Source organism: Pseudomonas poae, assembly GCF_001439785.1.
Classification (GTDB): domain Bacteria; phylum Pseudomonadota; class Gammaproteobacteria; order Pseudomonadales; family Pseudomonadaceae; genus Aquipseudomonas; species Aquipseudomonas poae.
This window is the reverse complement of sequence record NZ_JYLI01000017.1, coordinates 14,289-38,235: the sequence shown is the minus strand read 5'-3', so window position 1 is coordinate 38,235 and position 23,947 is coordinate 14,289. Positions and strand designations below refer to the sequence as shown.

Annotated in this window: 26 protein-coding genes; 16 read left to right on the top strand and 10 right to left on the bottom strand. The window is 59.9% G+C overall.

The features are described 5' to 3' along the window. Nucleotides 1–62 precede the first annotated feature (62 nt). The 7 genes from TU75_RS19285 to rfbB are packed head-to-tail and all read right to left on the bottom strand — an operon-like array spanning nucleotide 63 to nucleotide 7,146. Nucleotides 63–518, bottom strand: a complete 456-nt coding sequence (locus TU75_RS19285; protein WP_003235989.1) for a thioesterase domain-containing protein — start codon at nucleotides 516–518, stop codon at nucleotides 63–65. A 26-nt stretch (nucleotides 519–544) separates the two neighbouring features. Further along, nucleotides 545–1,930 (bottom strand): sigma-54-dependent transcriptional regulator, encoded by a 1,386-nt coding sequence (locus TU75_RS19280; RefSeq protein ID WP_060549786.1) that lies wholly within the window; start codon nucleotides 1,928–1,930, stop codon nucleotides 545–547. Next, nucleotides 1,927–3,735 (bottom strand): sensor histidine kinase, encoded by a 1,809-nt coding sequence (locus tag TU75_RS19275; protein ID WP_015373515.1) that lies wholly within the window; start codon nucleotides 3,733–3,735, stop codon nucleotides 1,927–1,929. Before TU75_RS19275 ends, TU75_RS19280 begins: the two co-directional genes overlap by 4 nt. A gap of 36 nt (nucleotides 3,736–3,771) precedes the next feature. After that, nucleotides 3,772–4,653, bottom strand: a complete 882-nt coding sequence (rfbD, locus tag TU75_RS19270) for a dTDP-4-dehydrorhamnose reductase (protein WP_060549785.1) — start codon at nucleotides 4,651–4,653, stop codon at nucleotides 3,772–3,774. Beyond that, nucleotides 4,650–5,195 (bottom strand): dTDP-4-dehydrorhamnose 3,5-epimerase, encoded by a 546-nt coding sequence (gene rfbC / locus TU75_RS19265; protein ID WP_060549784.1) that lies wholly within the window; start codon nucleotides 5,193–5,195, stop codon nucleotides 4,650–4,652. The genes rfbD and rfbC overlap by 4 nt, the downstream gene beginning before the upstream one ends. Beyond that, on the bottom strand, nucleotides 5,192–6,067 hold the full coding sequence (rfbA, locus tag TU75_RS19260; protein ID WP_060549783.1) for a glucose-1-phosphate thymidylyltransferase RfbA: 876 nt from the start codon (nucleotides 6,065–6,067) through the stop codon (nucleotides 5,192–5,194). Before rfbA ends, rfbC begins: the two co-directional genes overlap by 4 nt. Continuing rightward, the gene (rfbB, locus tag TU75_RS19255; protein ID WP_057008599.1) at nucleotides 6,064–7,146 is read right to left on the bottom strand and encodes a dTDP-glucose 4,6-dehydratase; all 1,083 of its coding nucleotides are present in this window, start codon (nucleotides 7,144–7,146) and stop codon (nucleotides 6,064–6,066) included. The genes rfbA and rfbB overlap by 4 nt, the downstream gene beginning before the upstream one ends. Before the next feature lie 334 nt (nucleotides 7,147–7,480). Here rfbB and aguA point away from each other — a divergent pair, with 334 nt between their 5' ends. The 3 genes from aguA to TU75_RS19240 all read left to right on the top strand — a co-directional run bounded on the left by aguA (nucleotide 7,481) and on the right by TU75_RS19240 (nucleotide 10,628). Next, nucleotides 7,481–8,587: an agmatine deiminase gene (gene aguA / locus TU75_RS19250; RefSeq protein ID WP_060549828.1), complete on the top strand. Its 1,107-nt coding sequence runs from the start codon at nucleotides 7,481–7,483 to the stop codon at nucleotides 8,585–8,587. A gap of 234 nt (nucleotides 8,588–8,821) precedes the next feature. Then, a complete protein-coding gene (locus TU75_RS19245; RefSeq protein ID WP_003235972.1) occupies nucleotides 8,822–9,025 on the top strand; it encodes a hypothetical protein in 204 nt (67 codons plus the stop codon). A 301-nt stretch (nucleotides 9,026–9,326) separates the two neighbouring features. Further along, nucleotides 9,327–10,628 (top strand): OprD family porin, encoded by a 1,302-nt coding sequence (locus TU75_RS19240; protein ID WP_015373521.1) that lies wholly within the window; start codon nucleotides 9,327–9,329, stop codon nucleotides 10,626–10,628. 80 nt (nucleotides 10,629–10,708) lie between these two features. On the opposite strand, the gene TU75_RS19235 is transcribed toward TU75_RS19240, so the two are convergent. From TU75_RS19235 to TU75_RS19225, 3 genes are read right to left on the bottom strand one after another with little or no spacing between them, the layout of a single operon-like run. After that, a complete protein-coding gene (locus tag TU75_RS19235; protein WP_060549782.1) occupies nucleotides 10,709–12,286 on the bottom strand; it encodes a M48 family metallopeptidase in 1,578 nt (525 codons plus the stop codon). Nucleotides 12,287–12,301: 15 nt separating this feature from the next. Further along, a complete protein-coding gene (locus TU75_RS19230) occupies nucleotides 12,302–12,667 on the bottom strand; it encodes a hypothetical protein (protein WP_003235967.1) in 366 nt (121 codons plus the stop codon). Next, a complete protein-coding gene (locus TU75_RS19225) occupies nucleotides 12,664–14,049 on the bottom strand; it encodes a CHASE2 domain-containing protein (RefSeq protein ID WP_015373522.1) in 1,386 nt (461 codons plus the stop codon). Before TU75_RS19225 ends, TU75_RS19230 begins: the two co-directional genes overlap by 4 nt. Nucleotides 14,050–14,755: 706 nt before the next feature. Between TU75_RS19225 and TU75_RS19220 the strand changes: the two genes are divergently transcribed. From TU75_RS19220 to TU75_RS28145, 13 genes are all read left to right on the top strand, one after another. Next, a complete protein-coding gene (locus tag TU75_RS19220) occupies nucleotides 14,756–16,183 on the top strand; it encodes a tyrosine-type recombinase/integrase (RefSeq protein WP_162276118.1) in 1,428 nt (475 codons plus the stop codon). A gap of 1,281 nt (nucleotides 16,184–17,464) precedes the next feature. After that, entirely contained in the window at nucleotides 17,465–17,632 is a 168-nt protein-coding gene (locus tag TU75_RS27410; RefSeq protein ID WP_156422786.1) for a hypothetical protein, read from the top strand. A gap of 1 nt (nucleotide 17,633) precedes the next feature. After that, entirely contained in the window at nucleotides 17,634–17,933 is a 300-nt protein-coding gene (locus TU75_RS19215) for a helix-turn-helix domain-containing protein (RefSeq protein ID WP_060549780.1), read from the top strand. Further along, on the top strand, nucleotides 17,930–18,448 hold the full coding sequence (locus TU75_RS19210; RefSeq protein WP_231981872.1) for a Rha family transcriptional regulator: 519 nt from the start codon (nucleotides 17,930–17,932) through the stop codon (nucleotides 18,446–18,448). The genes TU75_RS19215 and TU75_RS19210 overlap by 4 nt, the downstream gene beginning before the upstream one ends. 314 nt (nucleotides 18,449–18,762) lie before the next feature. Then, complete coding sequence (locus TU75_RS27685) at nucleotides 18,763–18,924, top strand: hypothetical protein (RefSeq protein ID WP_169794356.1); 162 nt, start codon at nucleotides 18,763–18,765, stop codon at nucleotides 18,922–18,924. Further along, the gene (locus TU75_RS19200; RefSeq protein ID WP_060549778.1) at nucleotides 18,921–19,184 is read left to right on the top strand and encodes a hypothetical protein; all 264 of its coding nucleotides are present in this window, start codon (nucleotides 18,921–18,923) and stop codon (nucleotides 19,182–19,184) included. Before TU75_RS27685 ends, TU75_RS19200 begins: the two co-directional genes overlap by 4 nt. Continuing rightward, complete coding sequence (locus TU75_RS19195) at nucleotides 19,181–19,690, top strand: hypothetical protein (RefSeq protein ID WP_060549777.1); 510 nt, start codon at nucleotides 19,181–19,183, stop codon at nucleotides 19,688–19,690. Before TU75_RS19200 ends, TU75_RS19195 begins: the two co-directional genes overlap by 4 nt. A 106-nt stretch (nucleotides 19,691–19,796) precedes the next feature. Next, nucleotides 19,797–20,084, top strand: a complete 288-nt coding sequence (locus TU75_RS19190; protein ID WP_060549776.1) for a hypothetical protein — start codon at nucleotides 19,797–19,799, stop codon at nucleotides 20,082–20,084. Then, nucleotides 20,077–20,304: a hypothetical protein gene (locus tag TU75_RS19185; protein WP_060549775.1), complete on the top strand. Its 228-nt coding sequence runs from the start codon at nucleotides 20,077–20,079 to the stop codon at nucleotides 20,302–20,304. Before TU75_RS19190 ends, TU75_RS19185 begins: the two co-directional genes overlap by 8 nt. Further along, on the top strand, nucleotides 20,301–21,182 hold the full coding sequence (locus TU75_RS19180; protein ID WP_060549774.1) for a toprim domain-containing protein: 882 nt from the start codon (nucleotides 20,301–20,303) through the stop codon (nucleotides 21,180–21,182). Before TU75_RS19185 ends, TU75_RS19180 begins: the two co-directional genes overlap by 4 nt. After that, nucleotides 21,169–22,962 (top strand): DUF927 domain-containing protein, encoded by a 1,794-nt coding sequence (locus TU75_RS19175; RefSeq protein WP_060549773.1) that lies wholly within the window; start codon nucleotides 21,169–21,171, stop codon nucleotides 22,960–22,962. Before TU75_RS19180 ends, TU75_RS19175 begins: the two co-directional genes overlap by 14 nt. Next, nucleotides 22,959–23,321: a hypothetical protein gene (locus TU75_RS19170; RefSeq protein WP_060549772.1), complete on the top strand. Its 363-nt coding sequence runs from the start codon at nucleotides 22,959–22,961 to the stop codon at nucleotides 23,319–23,321. The genes TU75_RS19175 and TU75_RS19170 overlap by 4 nt, the downstream gene beginning before the upstream one ends. Then, nucleotides 23,318–23,872, top strand: coding sequence for a hypothetical protein (locus TU75_RS28145; protein WP_060549771.1), 555 nt, complete (start codon nucleotides 23,318–23,320; stop codon nucleotides 23,870–23,872). The genes TU75_RS19170 and TU75_RS28145 overlap by 4 nt, the downstream gene beginning before the upstream one ends. The last annotated feature ends 75 nt before the right edge of the window (nucleotides 23,873–23,947 follow it).

The following is a 23,947-nucleotide window of genomic DNA, read 5'->3' as shown; positions in this document are numbered from 1 at the left end:
CTGAACAATCAAAATGTGGGAGGGGACCTGCTCCCTCTCACAGGGATTTTTTGGTGGGGCCGCTAGCGGTGCAGCACGTACTGGCCGGTAAACGCCACGGCCCGCTCTTCACTGCCTTCGTTCAACACCCACGTATCCAATGTCAGCCGCGCCCGCCCGTGGCGTTTGTAGGTCGCCAGGAAGCGCTGCCACACCTTTTCCTCCGGCGGCCCGCACACTACGGTCGCGTCCCGGGTCACCGGCAGTGGATAACTGATCTGCCCCTCCTGAATCACGATATGCCCGTCTTCAATGCCATTACGGCGCAATTGCAGGTGCAGCCAGCCCCAGCCCGCCAGCACGGCGCCGCAGTACAGGCTGCCGCCAAACATGGTGCTTTTGTGGTTGATATTGGCCTGCAACGGCATGTGCAACCGTAGTTGGTCCTGTTGCCAGTCGACGACCTTGAGGCCCATTTCCCGAGTGAGCGGGATGTCGTGGTGCAGGACGGATTCCAAATAACTGCTATCGCTTGGCATGTCAGCCTCCTGGCGGTTGGGGCGGGTCATTCGTCGTCGGTGCTGTGGCTGGCGCTGTCGGCGAAGTTCAGGCCGTGCTTGCGCAGTTTGTCGTGCAAGGTCTTGCGCGGTAAGCCCAACGCTTCGGCAAGGCTGCGCAGGGAGCTGTGGGGGCGGGTGAGTTCGGCGGCGATCAGGCTTTTTTCGAACTGCTCGACCTGTTCGCTCAATCCGCCCGGTGTGGACGTCAGCACGCTAATGGCAGGGTTATCCGGCGTGTTGTCCAGTGCCAGTTCCAGGCCCAGGGCGAAGCGCTCGGCAGCGTTCTGCAATTCGCGCACGTTGCCCGGCCAGCTATGGCGCAACAGCAACGCGCGTTGGCCCGGTTGTAGTTCGTGCAGCGGCAGGCCGTGGCGGCTGCTGGCCTCATCGGCGAAGTGCTGGAACAGCATCAACGCATCCTCACCGCGCTCGCGCAGCGGCGGAATGCGCAGCGGCGCAACATTGAGGCGGTAATACAAGTCAGCGCGAAAGCGCCCCTGGTCGGCGGCTTGGCGCAGGTCTTCCTTGGTGGCGGCGATGATGCGGATGTCCAACGGGATCAACTGGTTGCCGCCCAGGCGCTCGACCACGCGCTCCTGCAACAGTCGCAGCAGCTTGACCTGCACATCCAGGCTCATGCTCTCGATCTCATCCAGAAACAGCGTGCCGCCGTTGGCGAATTCGAACTTGCCGATCCGGCGTTTCTGCGCGCCGGTGAACGCGCCCGGTTCATGGCCGAACAGTTCGCTTTCAACCACCGATTCGGCCAGGGCCCCGGCGTTGATCGCCACGAACGGCCCGCTGCGCCGGCCCGACAGGTCGTGCAGCGCGCGGGCGACGACTTCCTTGCCGGCGCCGGTTTCGCCAAGGATCAGCACGTCGGCACGGGTCGCGGCCAGGGCGCCGATCTGCTCGCGCAGGCGCAGCATCTGTGGCGAGTGGCCGACCAGACGCGTGCTCAACTGCTGACGGTCACTGAGGGCCAGGCGCAGGCTGCGGTTGTCCAGCACCAGCCGGCGCAGGGCCAGCGCGCGGCGCACGCTGTCGAGCAGGGCGTCGCTGGCAAAGGGTTTTTCGAGAAAGTCATAGGCACCCGCGCGCATGGCTTGCACCGCCAGCGGCACATCGCCGTGGCCGGTGATCAGCAGCACCGGCAGGTCCGGGTCCTGGCCGTGCAGTTCGGCGAGCAGCTCCAGACCGTCCATGCCGGGCATGCGAATGTCGCTGACCACCACGCCTGGCCAATCGCGGGACAGGCGTGCGGTGAGGCCATTGGCTTCGCCCAGGGGCAGGACATTCAGCCCGGCCAGGTCCAGGGTCTGGCACAGAGCCTGACGCAGGTGTGGATCGTCGTCGATCAACACCACCTGGATCTGGTTATCGATACTCATACACTGCGGTCCTCGGACGGTTGCAGACTTACGCCCGGCGAGCCGGCGCGCAGTTTCAAGGTTAACAGCGCGCCGCCTTCCTTGTGATTGGCGAACAACAGTTCGCCGCCAAAAGCACGCATCAGGGTTTCGCAGATCGCCAGGCCCAGGCCGAGCCCCTGGGTGCGCGTCTTGGTGGTGTAGAACGGCTCACTGGCTCGGCCCAGGGCTTCCATGCAAAAGCCCGGGCCGTTGTCGCGGATGTATAGGTTGACGCCCTGCGCAGTGGTTTCGGCACTCAGCCACAGTCTGCGCGGCGGGCCCTTTTCGGTGAGAGCGTCCAGGGCGTTGGCCAGCAGGTTGCCCAGTACCTGGCGCAAGCGGGTTTCGCCGGCCTGCACCCACAAGGTTGCTTCCGGCAGGTCGCGGATCAGTTCCACCTCCATGGACCGACGCCGCTTGGCCAGCAACGCCAGTGCATCGTCGAGCGCCGGCTGCAGGGCCACACTCTCCGGCGCATGACGGTCGCGGCGGGCGAATGCGCGCAAATGGGCGATGATCGAGGCCATGCGCCCGGTCAGTTCGCTGATTAGCTTGAGGTTGCCACGGGCATCGCTGGTGCGTTCGTGATCAAGCAGGATTTCGGCGTTTTCCGCATAGCTGCGAATAGCCGCCAGGGGCTGGTTGAGTTCATGGCTGATGCTTGCCGACATAGTGCCCAGCGCCGAGAGTTTGCCGGCCTGCACCAGGTCATCCTGGGCGCGCACCAGTTCCTGCTGGGCGTGTTCGCGTTCCAGCACTTCCTGTTTGAGGCGCCTGTTCAGGCCTTCAAGGTCACTGGTGCGCTCCACCACGCGCATTTCCAGTTCGCGGCGCGCCTTGGCTTCGAAGGCAATGCGCTCCAGGTAATGGCGACGGCGCTGCATCAGCAGCCCAAGCAGGAGCATCAGCACCAGCAGCGCGGCACCGCCCACCGCCACCACGGTGCGTACCGGGCGGTCGATCAAGGATTGCGGCGCGAGGATCTCCACGTTCCAGCCGGTCTCGGCGATGGCGGTGGACTGGCGCAGCCAGGCCGTATTGCTGAGGCTCAGCGGCTGCGGGTCGCGCGTGGGGTAGGGTTGGATGGCGCTGATGGCCTGGCGCTCTTCGGCGCTCAAGGGCCGCGTGGCGCGAAAGCGCCATTGCGGACGCGACGTGAGAATCACCACGCCGTTGTGGTCGGTCACCAGCAGTTGTTCCGGGGTGTTGCCCCACAGGCTTTCGGTGTGGTCCAGGTCGACCTTGACCACCAGCACGCCGATGACCCTGTCGCCATCGCGCACGGCGGCGGCGAAAAAATAGCCGCGCTTGGCCGAGGTGGTGCCCAGTCCGAAGAAGCGTCCCAGGCGCCCGGCCATGGCTTCACTGAAATACGGGCGGAACGAGAAGTTGCGCCCGACGAAGCTGTCCTGTTTGTCCCAGTTGGACGCGGCGAGGGTCTTGCCGGACGTGTCCATCAGGTACATCACTTCCGCCCCGGCCTGGGCGGCGACGTCTTTGAGCAGCAGGTTGGCGCCGGCCAGGTTGGTGCTGACCTCTGGCGCATCCAGCGCGGTACGCAAGGCCGGCAAGTCGCCGAGGATCTGCGGCAGCACCTCGTAGCGATGCAGCGTACCGAGCAGGTTAGCGACATAGAGGTCGAGGGTCTGACGGTTCTGCCCGGCCAGTTCGTTGCGGTAATAACGCTCGGCCAAGTGCTCCAGCGGCCACAACAGCGGCGCCAGGCACAACGCCAGCAGCGCCAGGCTGCGCCAGCGGGGTCTTCGCGGAAGGGGTGGAGTCATGTGAACTGTGCGCCTGTGGGTACAGGCGCATTATGCCTAGTGCTGGCCGGCAAGACACTCGCGCAATGCATCCTGCCACTGCGGTTGGCTGACCTGCCACTGCTGCTGCAGGCGGCTGCAATCGAGGCGCGAGTTCAGCGGGCGCCTGGCGGGTGTCGGGTAGGCGCTGGAGGGGATTGCTTCCAGCTCGGCGCAGGTTTTGCCGGCGGTCTGCAAATGCTCGGCAATGGCCTGGGCAAAGCCGAACCACGATGTTTCGCCCCCTGCCGTCAGGTGATACACGCCCCAATCGCCCACCTGGCCGGCCTGCCAACGCTCGATCAACCCGCGCGTGCTGTTGGCGATGGTCCCGGCCCAGGTCGGCGCGCCGATCTGGTCGGCGACGATGCGCATGTGCGGCTTCTCTTGCAGCAGCCGCTGCATGGTCAGCAGGAAGTTTTTACCGGTGCTGGAATAAACCCAACTGGTACGCAGCACCAGATATTCGCCGCCAACGGCCGCGATTGCCTGCTCACCTGCCAATTTGCTCTGGCCGTAGACGCCCAGCGGGTTGGTCGCGTCGGCCTCGGTGTAGGGCGCAGGCTTGCTGCCGTCAAACACGTAGTCGGTTGAGTAGTGAATCAGCGGGATGCCCAGCGCCTTGGCTTCCTCGGCAAGCACGCCCGGCGCTATGGCGTTGATGGCGAAGGCTGCGTCCGGCTCGCTTTCAGCCTGGTCGACCGCCGTGTGTGCGGCTGCGTTGATGATCAGGTCGGGGCGGTGGGTGCGCACTTGCTGGCGGATCTGCTCAATGTTGGCCAAGTCCAGTTGGTCGCTGCCCAGCACGATCAGTTCGCCGAGGCCCTGGAGCTGTTGCTGCAGGGCCTGAGAAACTTGGCCGTGTCGGCCGGTGATCAGGATTCTGAGAGCGCTGCTCATGGGAACACGTCCGCATCTTTCAGGCTTTTGCCGTTCTGGTCTTTGGCAGACAAGGTCGGCGCACCGCTCAATTGCCAGTCAATGCCCAGCTCTGCGTCGTCCCAGCGAATGCAGCGTTCAGCTGCAGGCGTGTAGTAGTCCGTAGTCTTGTAGAGGAACTCGGCATGGTCGCTGAGAACTACGAATCCATGGGCAAACCCCGGCGGGATCCACAATTGGCGACGATTTTCGGCAGACAGCCGCACACTGGTCCACTTGCCAAAATTGGGCGAGCTGCGACGAATGTCCACGGCAACATCCAGCACTTCACCTGCGGTTACACGCACCAATTTCCCTTGGGCGTGTTCTATCTGATAGTGAAGGCCACGCAACACGCCTTTTTGCGAGCGTGAGTGGTTGTCCTGTACAAATTGCTGTTCTAGCCCTGCGGCACGGGCGAAATCGCGAGCATTGAAACTCTCGTAGAAAAAACCGCGTTCATCGCCGAAAACCTTGGGCTCGATGATCAATACACCCGGCAGCTCAGTGGCAATCACATTCATTTATTGGCCCCTGCGAGTGTATACAGATACTGGCCGTAGCCGGTTTTGCCAAAATATTTGGCACGCTCAAGCAAATAATCACGACTGATCCAGCCGTTTTCATAGGCGATTTCCTCAAGGCACGCCACTTTGAGACCCTGGCGATGCTCGATGGTCTGCACGTACGTCGAAGCTTCAAGCAGGCTGTCGTGGGTGCCGGTGTCCAGCCAGGCAAACCCGCGGCCGAAGCGCTCCACGTGCAAGTCGCCACGCTTGAGGTAAGCATTGTTGACGTCGGTGATTTCCAGCTCGCCCCGTGGAGAAAGCTCGACAGCCTTGGCGATCTCGATCACGTCGTTGTCATAGAAATACAGGCCAGTCACCGCATAAGACGACTTGGGTTTGGCCGGTTTCTCTTCGATGGACAGGGCACGGCCTTCCTTGTCGAAGTCGATCACGCCGAAACGCTCCGGGTCCTTGACCCAATAGCCGAATACTGTAGCGCCAGAAGGACGCTCGGCAGCCGTGCGCAGCTGCTCACCGAAATGCTGGCCGTGGAAGATGTTATCGCCCAGGATCAGGCACACCGGGTCAGTGCCGATAAATTGCTCACCGATGATGAACGCCTGGGCCAAGCCGTCCGGCTTGGGCTGCTCAGCGTAGGTGAAGCGCACGCCAAACTGGCTGCCATCGCCCAGCAGATTGCGATACTGCGGCAAATCAACCGGTGTGGAGATGATCAGGATGTCCTTGATGCCGGCCAGCATCAGCACCGAGATCGGGTAGTAGATCATCGGTTTGTCATACACCGGCAGCAGTTGCTTGGACACACCCAGGGTGATGGGGTGCAAACGAGTGCCGGAGCCGCCGGCCAATACGATTCCCTTCATCATGCGATCAAATCCTTCACGTCGGTGTTGCCCAATCGTTCACCCTGATAACTGCCGTCCTGGACCCTGCGGCACCATTCCAGATTATCGAGGTACCACTGCACGGTTTTACGCAGCCCTGTTTCAAAGGTTTCTTCCGGGGTCCAGCCCAGTTCACGTTCGATCTTGCCGGCGTCAATGGCATAGCGCTGGTCGTGGCCGGGGCGATCCTTGACGAAGGTGATCAGGTCGGTGAATTGCGCTACACCGGCCGGGCGCTGTGGCGCCAGTTCTTCGAGCAGGCCGCAGATGCCGCGCACCACGTCGATGTTCTTTTGCTCGTTGTGCCCGCCGATGTTGTAGGTCTCGCCCACCACACCTTCGGTCACCACTTTGAGCAGCGCGCGGGCATGGTCTTCGACGAACAGCCAGTCGCGCACCTGCAAGCCGTCGCCATACACCGGCAGCGGTTTGCCCGCGAGAGCGTTGAGAATCACCAGCGGGATCAGCTTCTCGGGGAAGTGGAACGGCCCGTAGTTGTTCGAGCAATTGGTCAGCAGCACCGGAAGGCCGTAGGTGCGCTGCCAGGCGCGGACCAGGTGGTCTGACGCGGCCTTGCTGGCCGAATAGGGCGAGCTTGGCGCGTAGGGCGTGGTTTCGGTGAACAGGTCGTCCACCCCATGCAGGTCGCCATACACTTCATCGGTGGAAATGTGATGAAAACGGAATGCACTTTTGGCAGGCTCCGCCAGCTTCTGCCAGTAGGCTCGGGTGGCCTCCAGCAGGCTGTAGGTGCCGACGATGTTGGTCTGGATGAAATCCGACGGGCCGTCGATGGAGCGGTCGACATGGGATTCGGCCGCCAGGTGCATGATGGCCTGCGGCTCGAAACGCGTCAGTAACGCGCTGACGGCGTTCTGATCGATGATATCGGCCTGCACGAACTCATAGCGGCTGTTGGAGGCGATGCTGGTCAGCGATTCCAGATTGCCGGCGTAGGTGAGTTTGTCCAGGTTGAGCACTTCGTGCTCGGTGTTTTGAATCAGGTGGCGAATCAGGGCGGAGCCAATAAAACCGGCGCCGCCGGTAACGAGAATGCGCATGTCGGGGGCCTTTTCCTTAGACGGACATCAAGCAAATGAAGCATAGCTTGAGTGGTGGCGTCAGGCGGCGCAAGCGCGATGTGTGCACTGGGGTTACGTGACTCTCCTGCACAATCGCGATATACACGCCTGAAAAGCCGAGGTCGTCAGAATGCTACGTGCCATATTGATCCACCGACACGCAGTCGAAGGCGCTGCGTAAGTAGTTGCAATTAACCCGATTGTTATCGGTTATTTGATGTTCTCTTTGTCGCCTACCCTTTTTTATCCCTGTCAAAGCCGATTTTTATCCGTTATAAAGTCGACCTTCACCCCATTCGGAGCCATGATCGCCATGACCACCCTGCTCAGCAAACCCCGCGCCGATGGCTTCCATATGCCTGCCGAATGGGCGCCACAAACCCAGACCTGGATGATCTGGCCCGAGCGCCCGGACAACTGGCGCCTGGGCGGCAAGCCGGCGCAAGCGGCTCACGTTGCCGTGGCCAAGGCCATCGCGCGATTTGAACCGGTGACGGTGGCCGTGTCCGCCGGCCAGTACGAAAACGCCCGCGCCCGCCTGGATGTGCCGAATATTCGTGTGGTGGAAATGTCCAGCGACGACGCCTGGGTTCGCGACACCGGCCCTACATTTGTCATTAATGACAGTGGCGAAGTGCGCGGTGTGAACTGGGATTTCAATGCATGGGGCGGTTTTGATGGCGGTCTTTATGCGCCGTGGAACCGCGATACGCAGGTGGGTGGCAAGATCCTCGAGATCGAACGCACGCCCCGTTATCGCACCGAAGGTTTTGTGCTGGAAGGCGGCTCCATTCATGTCGACGGCGAAGGCACGGTGATTACCACCGAAGAATGCCTGCTGAACCGCAATCGCAATCCGCACATGGACCGCGCGGCCATCGAGGCTGTCCTCAGCGACAACTTGGCTGTGGACAAGATCATCTGGCTGCCGGACGGCCTGTTCAATGACGAAACCGATGGCCATGTGGATAACTTCTGTTGCTACGTGCGTCCAGGTGAGGTGTTGCTGGCCTGGACCGACGATCCGCAAGACCCGAACTACACACGCTGCCATGCCGCCATGGATGTACTGCAAAGCAGCACCGACGCCAGGGGTCGCGCGTTTATCGTGCACAAAATGCCGATTCCGGGGCCGCTGTATGCCACTGAGGACGAGTGCGCCGGCGTGGATCCGGTGGATGGCAGTCAGGAACGCAACCCGACCGTGCGGTTGGCCGGCTCCTACGTAAACTTCCTGATCGTCAACGGCGGCATCATTGCACCCAGCTTCGACGACCCGCTGGACAGCCAGGCCAGGGACATCCTCCAGGGCCTCTTCCCGCAGCACGAAGTGGTGATGGTGCCGGGACGTGAACTGTTACTCGGCGGCGGCAATATTCACTGCCTGACTCAACAGCAACCAGCGCCGCACAAAAACTGAGTGCCGTTGTAACAGTGATGGAGTGCACGCATTAAGGCCATCACTTCAACGTGCTCATGCAAGCCCGCGCCCTGGCAAGGTCGCGGGCTTTTTTGTGTCTGCGTGCCTGCAATCCGCAGACATTGGCATAGCTCTTGTATCGCTGTCGTAACAGTGGCCCCCGGTGAATGACGGTGACGTTCTGTCATAAACCTTGAGTAAGTTAGCCGCTCACGCAGTAGGGAGAGCGCGAAAATGAATGCTCACAGCAATTCGTCCAAGACGTATACGCATCACCCGGCGCGGGTGAATGGCGATGCAATTCATGCGCTGGCGCAGTGGTTGAAGGCAAACGACTCACGTCAGCCCGACCTGCGCAGCGTCTTGAATGAGCGCTACCCGGCAGGGCTGTTCAGCGAGGATGAGATGACGGCGCTGTGTGACCTGGCACGTAACTGAAGAACGCCGGAATCAAAAAATGGGGTTGGCCCAAAATGTCAGCCCAAGCGGTGTAGCTGGCCGTTTAGAGTTTTTTCTTCTGAGCTCAGAACATTCACGAAATTGACATAAAGTTCAGCGCGCGACTAGGATTGCGCCCAACGCCTGTGGCTAACCGCCATGACTCATCCAATAAAAAAAGGCCCGCGGCAGTTCAGTCGTCCGCGGGCCTTTTTTGTTCTGGAAAAAGTCGACACCAGAAAAAGCGATACGGGGCCTGGTGTCACAGCGCGTACTCAAACAGTAATAAGGAATATAAGAAATGTTGAAGCAACGGATGAGTCTGGTCGCTCTGGGGATTTTGAGCGCATCGGCAGCCATGGCAAACGATCAGGAGCAATCCAAGGGTTTTGTCGAAGACAGCCACCTGAATATCGCCGCACGTAATGCCTACATCAGCCGTGATTATAAAAACGGCAAGCAGGACAAAGCCGAATGGGGCCAGGGCTTTATCGGCAAGCTGGAATCGGGTTTCACCCAAGGCACCGTGGGCGTGGGTGTGGACGTGATTGGCCAGTACGCCATTCGTCTGGATGGCGGTAAAGGTCGCGCCGGCGCCGGCGGTATCGATTTCTTCAAACAGGGCAACGGCACCACCGATAACCCTGGTTCCGCCCCCCATGACCTGGCCAAGGGCGGCGCTGCCGTGAAGTTTCGTGTGTCCAACACTGTGCTCAAGTACGGGGACCAGTTTCCGGCCGTGCCGGTGTTGCAGTACGACAACTCGCGTTTGCTGTCGGAAACCTACACCGGTACTTCCATCGTTTCCAAAGAGATTGCCGGCCTGCAACTGGACGCCGGTCATTTCACCAAGGAAGCGCGCAAGAGCGCCGAAGGCACCGACAGCGGCCGCCTCAAAAACATCGACTACATCGGTGGCAGCTACAAATTCACCGAAAGCCTGTCGGCTGCGTTGTATGCCTCCCACATGCAGGACGTGCTGAAGAAGCAATACGTCAACGTCAACTACGTACTGGCCCTGCCAGAGAAGCAGTCGCTCACCTTTGACTTCAACGGCTACAAAACAAAGCTGGACCGCAGCTTCGCCCTGGAAAACCAGAAAGACGCTGACGCCCGCGACAACAAGATCTGGAGCCTGGGCGCGACCTGGGCCGTTGGCGCGCACAGCTTCACCGTCGCTCACCAGCGCAGCACCGGCGACACCGGCTACCTGTATGGCGGCTACCGCAACGCCGGCGGTATCGGCGATGGCGGCAACACCATCCTGTTGGCCAACTCCTACTGGTCCGACTTCAACGGCAAGGACGAGCGCTCGTGGCAAGTGGGCTACGGTATCGACTTCGCCACCTTCGGCGTACCGGGCCTGACCTATAACGTTGCCTACGTGCGCGGCACCAACATCGACGACGGCACCGGCCGTGGCGATGGTACCGAGCGCGAGATCTGGAACCAGTTCAAGTACGTGGTCCAGGGTGGCCCGGCCAAAGACCTCAGCCTGCGCGCGCGCGCATCCTGGCTGCGGGTGTCGAACAACGCCGACCAGTACAACGTGGGCGGCAACGAAATCCGCCTGTTCGCCGACTACCCGATCAACGTGTTCTAAAGTGATTTGGCGTCGCGCCTGATTCAAGGCGATAAAAAACCCCGACTGGTTCGGGGTTTTTTATGCGCGTCGTTTCAGCGTCAGGCTTTTTGCGGGGCGAGCTTCTTGCAGTTTTCCTTGCGCGTCGGGTATTGCTCGCACTTGCGCAACACGGTTTGCACCTGCTGCGTGTCCTTGAGCTGCTGGTTGGCCAACAGTTTCTCGGTGATGAACAGCTCCTCCGAGCCCAGGTTGCGCTCGGCCTTGTCGATCATTGCGAGCGCCGCCTGGCCGTCGCCACGCTTGAGATGGTAGCTGATGATCAAGTCATAGGTGGAAGGGCCGGCCAGGGACCAGTCCTTGATCGCCTGCAACTCTTTCACCGCCTCGCTGCCTTTGCCCTGGGCCAGGCGCACGGTGTACGCGGTGCGTCGAATGCCCGGCTGATCCTTGACCGGCGACGCCAGCGCCTTGCGGACAAACGCGTCGGCATCGGACACCTTGTTTTTTTCCAGGGCGTCATTGGCAAAGTACGCGTCCTTATAGCCCTGCAGCGCCTTCGCCACCTGCGGCGTGTTCTTCATCGTCGCCCAGCTTTTAGGGTTGACCCGTGCGCGGCGTTCCTTTCGATATTCGCGTTGCAGGTACTGGCGCAGCTCGGTGTCGCGGTCCATCGCGGCCATGTGCGAGCGGTTGAAGTACTGCGTGGTGGCGGTGATGCTGGTGGCCAGGCCGTCCTTGATCAGCACGTCCAGCTCCTTTTGGAACTGGCTGAGATTGAACTGCTGCAACGAGTCCTGCATGGCATTCTTGCGTGCGGTGAGAAAACCCGCGAGCAACGGCTTCTGCTTGCCCTGGAAATCGTTGAGACGTTCCAGGCTGTGGGTGGCCGCGCGCGGGGCGTAGCCTGCGCGAATCATCAGATCGGTGCCGAGCAGGTCAGCCTGGTCCTCCTGGCTGCGGCCCCAGGCGGTGCTCCACACGTGATCGGAAAAGGTATTGGCCAGCGCGGTGTAGAGCACGGTATTGCCGATGGTCTTCTGGGTGCCGGCCGGGTCCTTGCTGAACACCCTCATGGTGCCGGAGCTGCGGTCCACACGAGTGTCGGCGGCCATGGTGGCCAGGGCGACAGTGGACGCTACAGTGGTGAACATGTCTTTCTGCTGCTGGAATGCGGCCATGCGGTCATGGTGATGCAGCAAGATGTGGCTCATCTCGTGGCCCAGCATGGCGGCGATTTCGTCTTCGCTGGCGACGTTATCCAGCATGCCCAGCGGCACGAACAGGTTGCCGTAGGGGTCGGCCGCAGGCCCGAAGCTGTAGCTGTCGGTGATCTTCACCTGCAAGGTCGGCAGCTCGCCCGGCCAGCCCTTGGACAGGCGCGTGACGATGCCCTGCAAATACACCTGCAGCATCGGGATATCCACCAGGTTCTGCTGGCGCGCTTCCGCTGCCGGCACTGCGCGTCCGTCGTAGCTCAGGCGTTGCTTGCTCTGTCGCTGCGGGTCGAGCTTGTAGTACTGGCGCACGTCAGTGTTGTCCACGTAGTGGCCCTGGACCCTGGATTGAGTCGACGGCCCCACCAGGTTGAGGAACGCCTGGTCGGCGCCCTTCAAGGTTGCGCAACCACTGAGCAACGCGCTTGCCAGCAGGCTGGCTGCCACGAGAAATCCCTTCACCCTGACGCTCCTTTGTTATTGATTGCAGCCGGCACCGAAACCGATGGTGGAATGATTGCGGCTGCTTTTTGCCTGGCTCTTGGTCAGGCCTTCGCAGGGCAGGCCCACCACCTTCAGGGGCGGCTCGATGCGCAGATCCATGGTATCCAGCCACACCTTCTGACCGGCCAGTTCCACCTGTACGATTTCCAGTGCCGAGTTGTACTGCAGCACCGTCAGCGGTTGGGTGGGGGCGTCTTTTTTCGCCAGGTCGCGCTGAGGTGCACCTTGTTCATCCAGCACCGTCACCGGGTCGGCGAGGAACGCGTTGATGGTGTGGGTTTCTGCCCAGGCGCCCTGAGTAAAGAGGGCGGTGAGCAATACGATGAGGCTTCTGTTCATCCTTGGGTTCCTTGAGTTGAATCACGCAGCGGTCGGTCAGAGCGCTCGCCATCGAAGAAGGCTTCGATGCGCTCGCTGAACAACACCAATGACAGCGAAATGATGCCCAGCACGTTGACCGGGGTGATGCTGTTACAGCTCAGCACAATGCTCAAAGCAATGAGCAATGACATCACCAGCAGCCAGGACGGATAGGGTGAGGAGAAAAACCATGCTTCCTGGCGTCGGCAAAAGGTAAAGGTGCTGTGGCCCGCCTGCATGCGCCTCTGAAGCTCCTTGAGCAAGGCAATCAGCGCCAGCAGGCTTAGTTCCAGCAGGTCCAGCCCATTGACAGGCAGGCGGGAAAGATTGGCGGGTTCGTGGTTGTAGTCCATGCCCTTGTTGATCAGGTTATCCAGGGCCATGGCATGCAGATACACGCCGGGCAGTTGGCCGTGTACGGGTGACTCCACCAGGTCGCCGGTAGACTCAATACGGGCACCGACCAGTACCAGGCGACCGCGCAGCAGTTCGGCGATCAGGGCCTGATCTTCGGGGCTGGTGACTTCCAGGTCGCTGGCGGTCAGCGTTAACGTGTAGGGGTAGACTTGCTGAGCCGAGTCATCCAGTTTCCAGAACACCGCCTGGAAAAACTGCATCACCGCGTCCAGCAGAAAATGTCGCGGCGGCTTGGCGTCGGCGATGTCAGCGATACGCGCCTGGTCCGGCGACAACTTCAGCCCCCATTGCACCGCAATCGGCTGGCGCTGCGCGGCGGCTTCGGCGTCCACGGGGGGCGTGTCGCAGTGCCGCGTTGCGCAGAACACGCGATACAGCGCCAGCGCGGGCGTTTCCATCAGGCCCACCTGTGTGTGCACCGCCAGCGGGTACTGGTCGTCCACGTCTTCCCACTTCACCAGCGCCGGGCGGCTGACCTGCGTGAAGGGGGCCAGCGTGTTGGCCTGGCCTTCTTCACCACGCGTCTGGCCGGTATTGGCCAGCCACAACGGAATGCCCTGACGCTGATAGCGCTCAAACACATTGGCCAGCAACTGACTGCCGCGCGTGGGATCGCCCAGCGAGTGATCATGGCTGTAAAGCAGGTCCGCAAACACCGCCTGGGGCTTGTAGGCGAGCAAACGCTTGAACAGCTTGCTCTGCTCACCATAGGGCATCGGCCACGAAGTGCCGTTGCGCATCAGGTAGTCATCATCGATCAACACCACCGCCACATGCTGCTGCCCAACGCTGGGGTAACTGCTGGAGAGCATGCGGTTGAGCCACTGCGCCGACGCCTTGTCGCTGGAACTGGCCAGGCCGAAAGGGTCGAGAATCGCGAGCGCTACGATGATGACCGCCAGCAGACAGCGACGTTTAGTGAACAGCCAGAGAGTCGACAACATCCATGTCTCGATAGGAAAGCAAAAGCAAGGCGGGGTTTTTAACGGAGTGGGGCAGGGGTGTCAATTGAAAAAAGTGGCGAAGTGCCACGATTTGGGCTGCAACGCATCGCTTATGTGGGAGCCTCCGCCAAATCTTCGACTTAGCGCTGTCGCGCAGCAAACCGGAGCCTCTGTGGCGAGAGCGGGCTTGCCACAGAGATGTGTTTATCTGAAAGTTATTTTTTATAAGAGGGGCTCAGCGCACGTTTGCTTAATGTTTGATATGGCTGCGCGACTGCAATTCCTTCATCACACCATCAATCACCGCCTTGCTCATCTCCGCTGACGTGGTGCAGGTTGGAGTGAAAGAAGAAGGGTTGTTGGCGCCGAGCGTGGGGTACTTGATTTCTGGATGTGGACGTTTTGACGAAAACGGGATATCAACTGTTGAGGAATTCCCAAACCCCAGAAACCACAAAGCCCCGCATTGCGGGGCTTTGAGATATGGTGCGGCACCAGGAGTCGAACCCGGGAACTACTGATTACAAGCCGTTTGCTCTGAGGCTTCGCCCCGCTTCATCGAGTATCACTTGTTTTGCTTGGTCTAGGTTTTACTTGGTCTGTAGCCAATTCGGTGTCTTTCTATGTTTCACCTGTTAGCGTACCTTTGCATGAGAAACGGGGAACGGATGGGGAAAACGGGGAAAGAATGGCTAAGCGTACTCGAATGACCGAGATGGAAGCCTATGCGGTAAAGACTCGTCAGTCGGAGCCGGTCGGCTCTCGCGGAAAGGGGACTTTGCTGCTCGAACGTAAAGCTTCCGGAGCTATTCAGGCCTACTATCGGGAACGCACATCTGACAGCGACAAGCGTCTGCCTCTCGGGACGCTTGCGAAGAAGCCGCGCGTGGGTACAGACGAGCAGAGCTTGGATGGTATCCGGGGTGAGGCTTTGCGAATTTCAGTTGAGGCGGCTGCCGCTGGCGGTATTGCCAAGTACTTGGAGCACATCTCGGTGCAACAAGTAGCGGCCGCGGCTAGTCGTGCAGCCACAGCCGCATTGGAAGAAGCGGAACGGCTAGAACGTTTCCGCCTCGCCGAAATTGAAGCGGCCCGCGGAAGCTTTCACGATTTGTTCTTGGATTACATTGAGTCGCGCCGCGTGAAGGCGACACCTGGCGTCGTGAAGGAGTTGGAACGGCTGCTCAAGACGAACATGCAAGAGCCCCACCCTGAGGTAATGCGGATGAAGGCCCGAGATATTAGGGCTGACCACATCCTCACCATTCTCAACCCGATCTGGGAGCGCGGCTCCAAAGTGCAGGCGGATCGTATGCGTTCGTTTCTGGTGGCGGCATTCAACCATGGGCTCACGGCTGAGAGTGTGGTTGGTCGCTCCAATGCGAAGACCTATAGCCTTGAGATCAACCCTGCAGCAATGGTGAAGGTCGATAAAGTCTCGGCCCCTGTCGAACGAGCCCTGTCTGATGCTGAGCTTAAGCAATTCTGGGAGACGGTTCAGAGTACAGACGGAATTGGTCCGGTAATGGCGCTGCTATTCAAGTTTGTCATATCAACTGGCGGTCAGCGGATCAAGAACCTGATCGAAACCACTTGGGGGGACTACGATCTAGACGCGGGCACGGTGCTATTAATTCACCGCAAGGGGCGAGGTGGTCAGACCATGAGCCGGCCGCATTTGGTACCGCTCTCCGATCGAGCCATTGCCATAATGCGGCAAGTACGGGAAATCAATGGTGATCATCCATGGCCCTGGACTACACACGGTAAACAGCCCTTTGTGATCAGTAGTCCGACCCATGCCGTTGCAGATTGGCTGGATTCCAAGCACGCGTTAATCGCTGGTGCGAAGATCCCGACGTTCTCCCCGAGAGACCTGCGCCGGACCTGCACACAGCTGATGCAGAAGCACGGTGTTGATGATCGTTTGTCAGATCTCCTTCAGGCTCATGGCCAGACAGGTGTCGTTTCTCGGCACTACCGAAACAATCCCGAAGCGGCGCTGCCAGAGAAACGTAAAGCTATCGAGCTCTTTGACCGAGCTTTGGCTAAGGCTTTGGGGGAGGTCACTGATATGGGCAACGTGCTTTCCATCTCGCGCCGGAAAAAGAAAAACCCCGATGCAATGTCGTGAATGTCGTGCAGCTGACCCGAATCTGAAAAAGAAAATCCCCGCCCCCATGTCCCAATCTTGTCGCACGCAGGGCACCACCGCAGTCCGCTGATGAATCCCCGTAGTACGCGGCCTACAGCACTTTTCAGTTCCGAAAACTCTGCTTAAAACACGCTGAAACTGCGAATAAGCGGGAATAAACAACGTTTAGTAATACGGTACGTTGTTAGTTTGGAATTTTGAGCTGGCGAGATATGTCGCGACACGATTTCTTAATTCACGTTTTGTGTCGCGACACTGCGATTACAAAGCGCGGGTGCGATTTCCGCGCCACGTTTTACTTAGTTTGTGTTTCGTGGCGCGCACGACAAAACACTGGTGCAATCATCGTCAAAATATCACCGTCAAATCTATGCATGATCATTGCTGGAACCTATTGAGGCCCTCATACGCCCCCCCTGAGACCCCCATGCTTAGGGCGTTTCGAGCGGTCAGACAAACGGTAGGGTGATATCTTTTGCGCTTTCCCCAATACATAGTCGAACGTAAACGGACGTGTTGGTACGTGTTGGTACATGTTGGGCAGTAGTTGGGAGAATGTTCCATGTGGAACAGTGCAAGTAATCCACACATAGCCGGCAAAAAACTGTTTGGTGTTTTTTTGGTGCCCCGTTACCATGCGACCACGCCTAGAGCTTTCTACCAACAAATGAAACGCCATCGAACATTGTTGGTTAGAGTTTGCTGTTAGAATCGCTGACAGTTGGAATTGCAGACAAAAGAAAGCCCCTGGTCTTCGACCTCCAGGGGCTGCTCGGAAAAGGACGCTCTAACGTCCTCTGCATACCGGCTAGGCCAGCACGCAACGCCGAGGGAGAAGCATTTTGACGGGCTTCGATGAATTTACCGTAAAAGGTAAACTCGGGCGGACTGTAGTACCGGAGGGAATAATGCGCTACTGGTTTTTTATGCAGTGGTGCTCTTTCCGATGACTTGCCACCTTTTGACCTGTTCACAGGTACGGGTGGTCTACAGGACGATCCTCTCGGTTTTTCAATTCGGTTTATTGAGAAATCACCAATGACATCAAATGTCGCCCGCATCACTGATGTACCCAACCTGCCGATCCCTGGCACTCGCGCAACCGCAGCTCAGCTCTGTGCCCGCTATCAGGTCAGCCGTTCCACTTGGTGGCGCTGGTCTAAAACTCCAGGCTTCCCTGAACCGATCCGTTTTGGTCGTTCAGTCCGCTGGGAGCCTGAGTCTGTGGAATCCTTCCTGCTCAGTCAGGAGGCTTAACCCATGATGACCAATCAACTCTGCGCTGACGCGGGGACAGGATCGCTTTGTCTTGAAAAAGCGGCTTTACCCCTTCCTGTACCCTTAAACACTTTGGTGCTTAATCGTCGTTTAGTTTGCCGCCATCAATTCGTCCATCCCGAAGCTGACTCTGATAGTGGGGTGGCCTGACATGGAAAAGATCCTGCATTCCGAGAAGAGTTGCTCGGCGCAAAGCATTAGCGACACCAGTGGTAGTGCCCAGCGCATGCGCCTTTTGGCTTACCTGCATCTGCATGGTTCGATCAACACCTTCCAAGCCATCATGTTTCTGAACATCCTGCGCCCTGGTGCGCGAATATCTGAGCTGCGTGCGCAGGGGCACGGCATCGTTACCCACCTGGGTACGCTGAAGGATGATCAAGGCCGCGATCACCAGAAGGTTGCGACCTACTACCTAAGTGTTGGCCCAGTGCAGAAGGTGGCCTCATGACGACCAAGATCATTGAGCCGATGGGTGAGGGTGATCCGGGAAATCCTCACATTGCCGTGACTGATTACCAGGGCGAACCTCGCGTGGATAGCCGCCAGCTCGCGAAGCAACTGGGAACCAAGCACAAAAACCCAATGGCGCTGATCGAGCGCTACCTGGCGAAGTTTGAAGAGTTCGGGGTTGTTCCGTTTCAAACGGAGAAACCCTTGGCCGGAACTGCTGGTGGTAGGCCAGAGCGCTTCGCCTTGCTCAATGAGGATCAAGCGTTCTTCCTGCTGTCGTTGTCCCGCAATACCGATCGTGTTGTGGAACTGAAAGCGAGCCTCATCATGGCGTTCCGCGAAGCACGGTATGGACACGCCTGCCAGACGCTGGAGGCTCGCAAGAAGGAAGCCAGCAGCAGTGGTCGACGCCTGGCCCACTGGCGCTATGACAAGCCAGGCGTATACGCGCACGTCGCTCATTTGAGGGAGCAACTGAAGCTGCCGCTCGGTTTTGAGGACTTCCGCCCATGACAGCTATGCTCATGATCAGCGATAAACGGTCGATAACTTTTGTTGCAAGCAATCACGCCCGCCGGTATGGTTCTTCCCGTCACATTGCTGACAACGACCTTGGCGGGTCGAATGATTTCAGGCGCAACAGCGCCCCCATTACGATTGCAGGCGCTTTTTTTGTGTCCGCATTCTCGTTTTATGGCGGGTTGTGCAGGAGCACCCTCGGGTGCGCCGGGTTCCTGAATCACCGGTCCGCCAATCCTGTGCAACTCGCCACCCTTCTCTGCTTGGCGGCAGGCCGTGGTGGTTCCCATGATTCGGGAGCTACACCCATGAAACACGCCCTAAATCCGTTCGCGATTCGCGCATTTGCTCACCGCCGCATGGCACTGAGCGCCCTCCGCGCAAACTCCAGCCTCGCAACCCGCCTCAAGCGTTATTCGCACCACATGACCATTGCCCGTTCCCTGGAGTCGGCCGGGAGGACGCAATGAAAACTCCCGCCCGCACCATCCAAGAAATCGCCCACGACACGCTTGAGGATCTCGAAAGCGCCCATATCGCCCTGCGCAAGGTTGAGGCCGTTCTCTATGCCGCATTGGCAGACAAGGGCACGAGTCAGCACGTCCGCAATCTGGTAGATGTCGCGTGGAACCTAGCCGCTGACGGCGCCAACACCGCCGACTGCAACCGCGAGCAAATCGTCGCCGCGCTGTCCGGGTGTGTTGCGCTGGGCGCCGGGGGTGATCAATGAGCCGCTCCTACAAGGCAATCGCCGAGACTGCCGTCCAGGATCTGTACGAAGTGACCAGCGCCTTCGATAGCGTGCGCGCAATCTTCACGCTGATGCTTGAGACCTTCCCCGAAGACAGTACACCTCACGCTTTCGCACAGTTGGGCACCCTCGAGATAAGCGACTGGAACACCAAGGTTTATCAGTGGTGCGAGTGCATGGAAAACGAGCTGGATGATGCGAACGCCGAGGCGCAGAAGGCATCGCCATTGCCCCACTACCTGCTGGACCAGCGCAGCAACGAAGTGGCCGAGGTGATTTCTGCCGAGCGCGCGCACGCTACCCGGTGGTGGACGCACTTGAACGAGATGCGGCGCCGCAAGGAACTGCCTGACTGGGCGGCGGCGGGCGTCGGCACGCACGATGAACACGATCTGATGCTGGAAAGCCGGAAGGCCGTCAATCAAGCCCTATTCGGATCGGACGACCTGGGCGGCGCTCAGCAATACCGCGAGGTCGCCCTATGAACCAACACATGCGTTCACATTCGATCTTTTTTATCAGCCTCACATTTTGCCCAAAGCCGACGCGTACTCACGCGAAGCGCCGACACCCTGACCTAAGAGGTTAAGCATGAAAATTCAAAACGGCGCATCTGCGTCGACGGGATCGGCTTGCCCGAAAAAAGCCACAGAGCTTTGGTTCGTCACCCACCCGAAGGTGCCCAAGGCTTTGCTAGGGCCGTTCTTGAGCGAGGCCGACGCAGAGTGCGGGCGCGTAGTTATGCGTAGTGCTGGCGCTCACGTAACGGCCTGTCTCGTTGATGGGATCGACGACATCACCCGCTGGCATGGCGTGAATAACGGCCAGGTTTGCCGGGCCTTTGCTGGCGCTGATCGCCGGGAGGTCGGCCATGGGTAGTGTGACCCCAATCAAGCGCAAGGGCAGCGGCATACCGCCCACCACGGGCGCCCACATCGACAGCACCAGCTATGCCCTGCTGGTGGAAACACTGATCGGCTTCCTAGAGCTGCGCATCTCGGAAGGCGACCAAGGCCGCCACTGCGATGAGCTGGAACGCCTGACTCAGAAACTGGAGAACTTGGCCAAGCGGTTTACCCCGCCGAAGGGGGCCGCATGACTGACGCAACGATCCTATTCCGTGATGCGCTCCAGGCCGTCTATGGCCCTCTCGAGTGGCTCCCCTTGGCCGACGGCACCATTCACCGGTTTCACGTTCCAGGCGACAAGGCTGGCTCCTTCAATGGCTGGTACACACTGTTTACTGACGGTATCGCGTCCGGCGCTTTCGGCAGTTGGAAAACCGGTGGCACCAGCACGTGGTGTAGTCGCGAGCCAGTGGACGCCCGCGAAGCGGCTCAAATCCGCGAGCGAGTCGACCAGGCCCGGCGTCAGCGCGAAGCCGAGCAAAACCGGCGCCAGCAGCAGGCCGCCGAGAAGGCTAATCAATGGTGGCGCAATGCACGCCGGGCCGCGCCCGACCACCCGTATTTGGTTGCCAAGGCGGTTCGCTCCTACGGCCTGCGCCAGCGTGGCGCTGACCTGCTGATCCCGCTGTACCTGGATGGCCGCTTGGTCAACCTGCAAAGGATCGGGCCGGACGGTGACAAGCGCTTCCTGTTCGGCGGCCGGATCAAGGGCACCTATTCGCCGCTGGGCATCATCGAGCCAGGTTCTGTGCTTTGCATCTGCGAAGGGTGGGCGACGGCCGCCAGCCTCCACCAGCACGGCGGCTATGTCGTTGCCGCTGCCATGAACGCGGGCAACTTGATCCCGGCGGCGATGGCACTTCGCGCTCGCTACCCGGGCCAGCCAATCGTCATTGCCGGCGACGACGACCGGCTCACCGATGGCAACCCGGGGCGAGCAGCGGCAAACGCAGCGGCGGCGGCCGTGGGTGGCCAAGTGGCTTTCCCTGAATGGCCGGAAGGCGCCCCCGATGACCTCACCGACTTCAACGACCTCGCCAACTGGAAACTCGCCCATGTCCAAGCCTGACACCAACGTGATCAACCTTCGGCCGGACGCCGCGACCATTGCGCCAGATCGCCCCTGCTGGGCGGTGTATGAGCATTGGGTAGTCAATGAGAAGGGCCGCAAGCTGCGCCCGGGCGTTTACTGGCATAGCTTCAAGCGCGCCAGCGCTGACCAGGACGACGCCGAAGGCGATACCGGCGACCGGCCTATCACTGATGAGTGGATCTCCAGCCCCGTCACCGTCGTAGCCCGCACCACCAACAGCGACGATGACAGCGAAGGGCGATTGCTGCGCCTGGTCACCGAGGGCGGCATCAAGGAATGGATCATCGCCATGGAGGTGTTCGGCGGCAGTGGCGAAGACGCCAGGCGCGCCTTGTTCGGGATGGGCGTCATTATCGCCCTCAAGAAACGCGGCACGTTCATGGAGTACCTGCTCGACCAGCATCCTGCAGAAGTGTTTGCCACCACCAGCCGGCCGGGCTGGCATGAGTCGGGCGCGTTCGTGCTGCCTGGGCGAACCATCGGCAGCGCCAATGTGCGGTACCAGGCCAGCAACAAGGCTCAGGTACTTTTCAGCCGGCGTGGCGAGCTGGCGCTGTGGAAATCAGAGGTGGCCGCCAAGTGCGCGGGCAACCCGGTACTGACGCTGGCGATCGGCTGCTCGCTGGCAGGCCCGTTGCTGAGTTTGGTGGGTGTGCTGGGCGGTGGTGTTCATCTGGTGGGCGACAGTTCAAGCGGCAAGTCACTGGCGCAGCTGATCGGATCGTCGGTATGGGGCGACCCGGGCGTGTTCGCCGCCAGTTGGGACATGACCAAGGGCGGCCTGGAGATCGAGGCATCGAGCCGCAATGACACCATCCTGCCATTGGATGAGATCAAGCGCGCCGACCCCAAGCGCGTACAGGAAATGGCATATTCCCTCGCCAACGGCCAGGGCAAAGGCACCATGACCCGCGAGCGCGAAGGCCGCGCCAAATTGAGCTGGCGCCTGCTGACACTCTCCAGCGGCGAGCGCTCACTCTCTGAACACGCGGCCATATCCGGCAATGCCGCACACGCTGGCGCCGAGTTGCGCATGGTCGACGTGAACGCCGGCACCCGGACACACCGGGCCTTTGACGAATTGCACGGGCTTGAGGGAGCGGACTTTCACCGACAACTCACCGTAGCCGTCGGCGCCCACCATGGCCACCTTGGGCCAGCCTTTGTCGAGAAGCTGCTCGAAAGCGACGACCGAACGGGCCTGCTGGAAGACTTCGCCGGCGTTCGCGCCAGCTTTGTAGAAGACAACGCCCAAGCTGGCCGCGTAGCTGATCGGTTCGCGGTGATCGCACTGGCCGGTGAAATGGCAATCGCGTATGGCCTGCTGCCTTGGGTGCCGGGTACCGCCCTCGCCGACTGCCGTTTGCTGTATGGCGAATGGCTCAGCCGGGTTGGCAGCGGCAACGCCGAAGACCGTCAGATCCTGGCCGGCATCCTGGACTTTATCGACCGCCACGGTAGCAGCCGCTTTTCAGATGTCGACGATCAAACGCCTGACACCAAAGTTTTCAACCGGGCCGGTTACTGGGAGCTGGTGGGCACCAACCGCCTGTACCTGTTCAACAAGCCGGCGCTCATCGAGGCCGCGCACGGATATGGCCTGTCTCGCATCATCAAAGCATTGGAGGGCGCAAACGTCCTCGCACGCCGTGACAATGAGCGTAAAACCAAAAACTACCGACTCCCTGGCGGTGGCCAGGCGCGCCTCTATGTGATCGACCCAGACATCATGGATCGTGAAGGCGGTGGCGTATGAACGTCAGTCAAAGACCAGCAATCCAGATTGCCCAAGTTCACAGGAACCTAGAATCACTGGCAACAGTGGCAACACCGGCAACGGCCTTGTGGGGCGTGGCTTACAGCCGTTGCCACCCTATAAAAAAAAAGGCAACAACTGGCAACGCACACCTCATTTTCAACATAAGAGACCCGCACTTTCCCTTCATTTGGTTATCACTGTTGCCGGTTAAAAACCGGTGGCAACAGTTTGGCAGCATCGGCAACATCTGGAGGCCACGGTTTGCGGGGCTGTTGCCATTGTTGCCGCTGTTGCCGGTGTTTTTGAAATCACAGGAACACTGGATTACCAGCGATCAGGCCGAGGTGACGGTATGAGCCTCCTTTCCGGCCTGCTTGATCACTTGCCGCCAGCCATTGCCGGGGTCGACTCGCCAAAAGTGGATAGCCAGCCTCGCCCACGCCTGGTGCTGGCCAACCCAGTCGAGCGCACTCCCCGGCTCATCATGAGCCCACACGCAAGCGCCGCCACCGCCACGCCCGAATGGCGGCAAGCCCGTGACCAGTACCTCAACCACATCATGGTTTGTCGGAGCTGCTATGCCTACCAGTCAGAAGTTCCTGATGGTGCGACACTGGCAGTTAGTCGAGACAACGGTTTTTGGGCGTCTGGCGGTTGCTTGGCCACCGTGCTCATCGACGGAAAAAAGGTCGCCCGCATCGACACCGGCGAAATTGTGAAATTCAAGGTCAAGCCAGGTCGGCATATCGTTGGCATCGCTGGCGATGAAGAAGGCAACGGCCTCTGTGCAATGCAGATCGGTCAGCCAGTGAAGGAAACGGCAGCCGAGGTCAGCTCAGGAGAAACCCAAAAATTCAGGATTTCGGGTACTCAGAATGGAACGGACATCCGCCCAAGTTCCATTTAGCTGACTGGTCGAAACAGACGATATGGTCTCACTCAGACCAAATCGTCTGTTTCGCCACTACCTCGCGGATCGTTG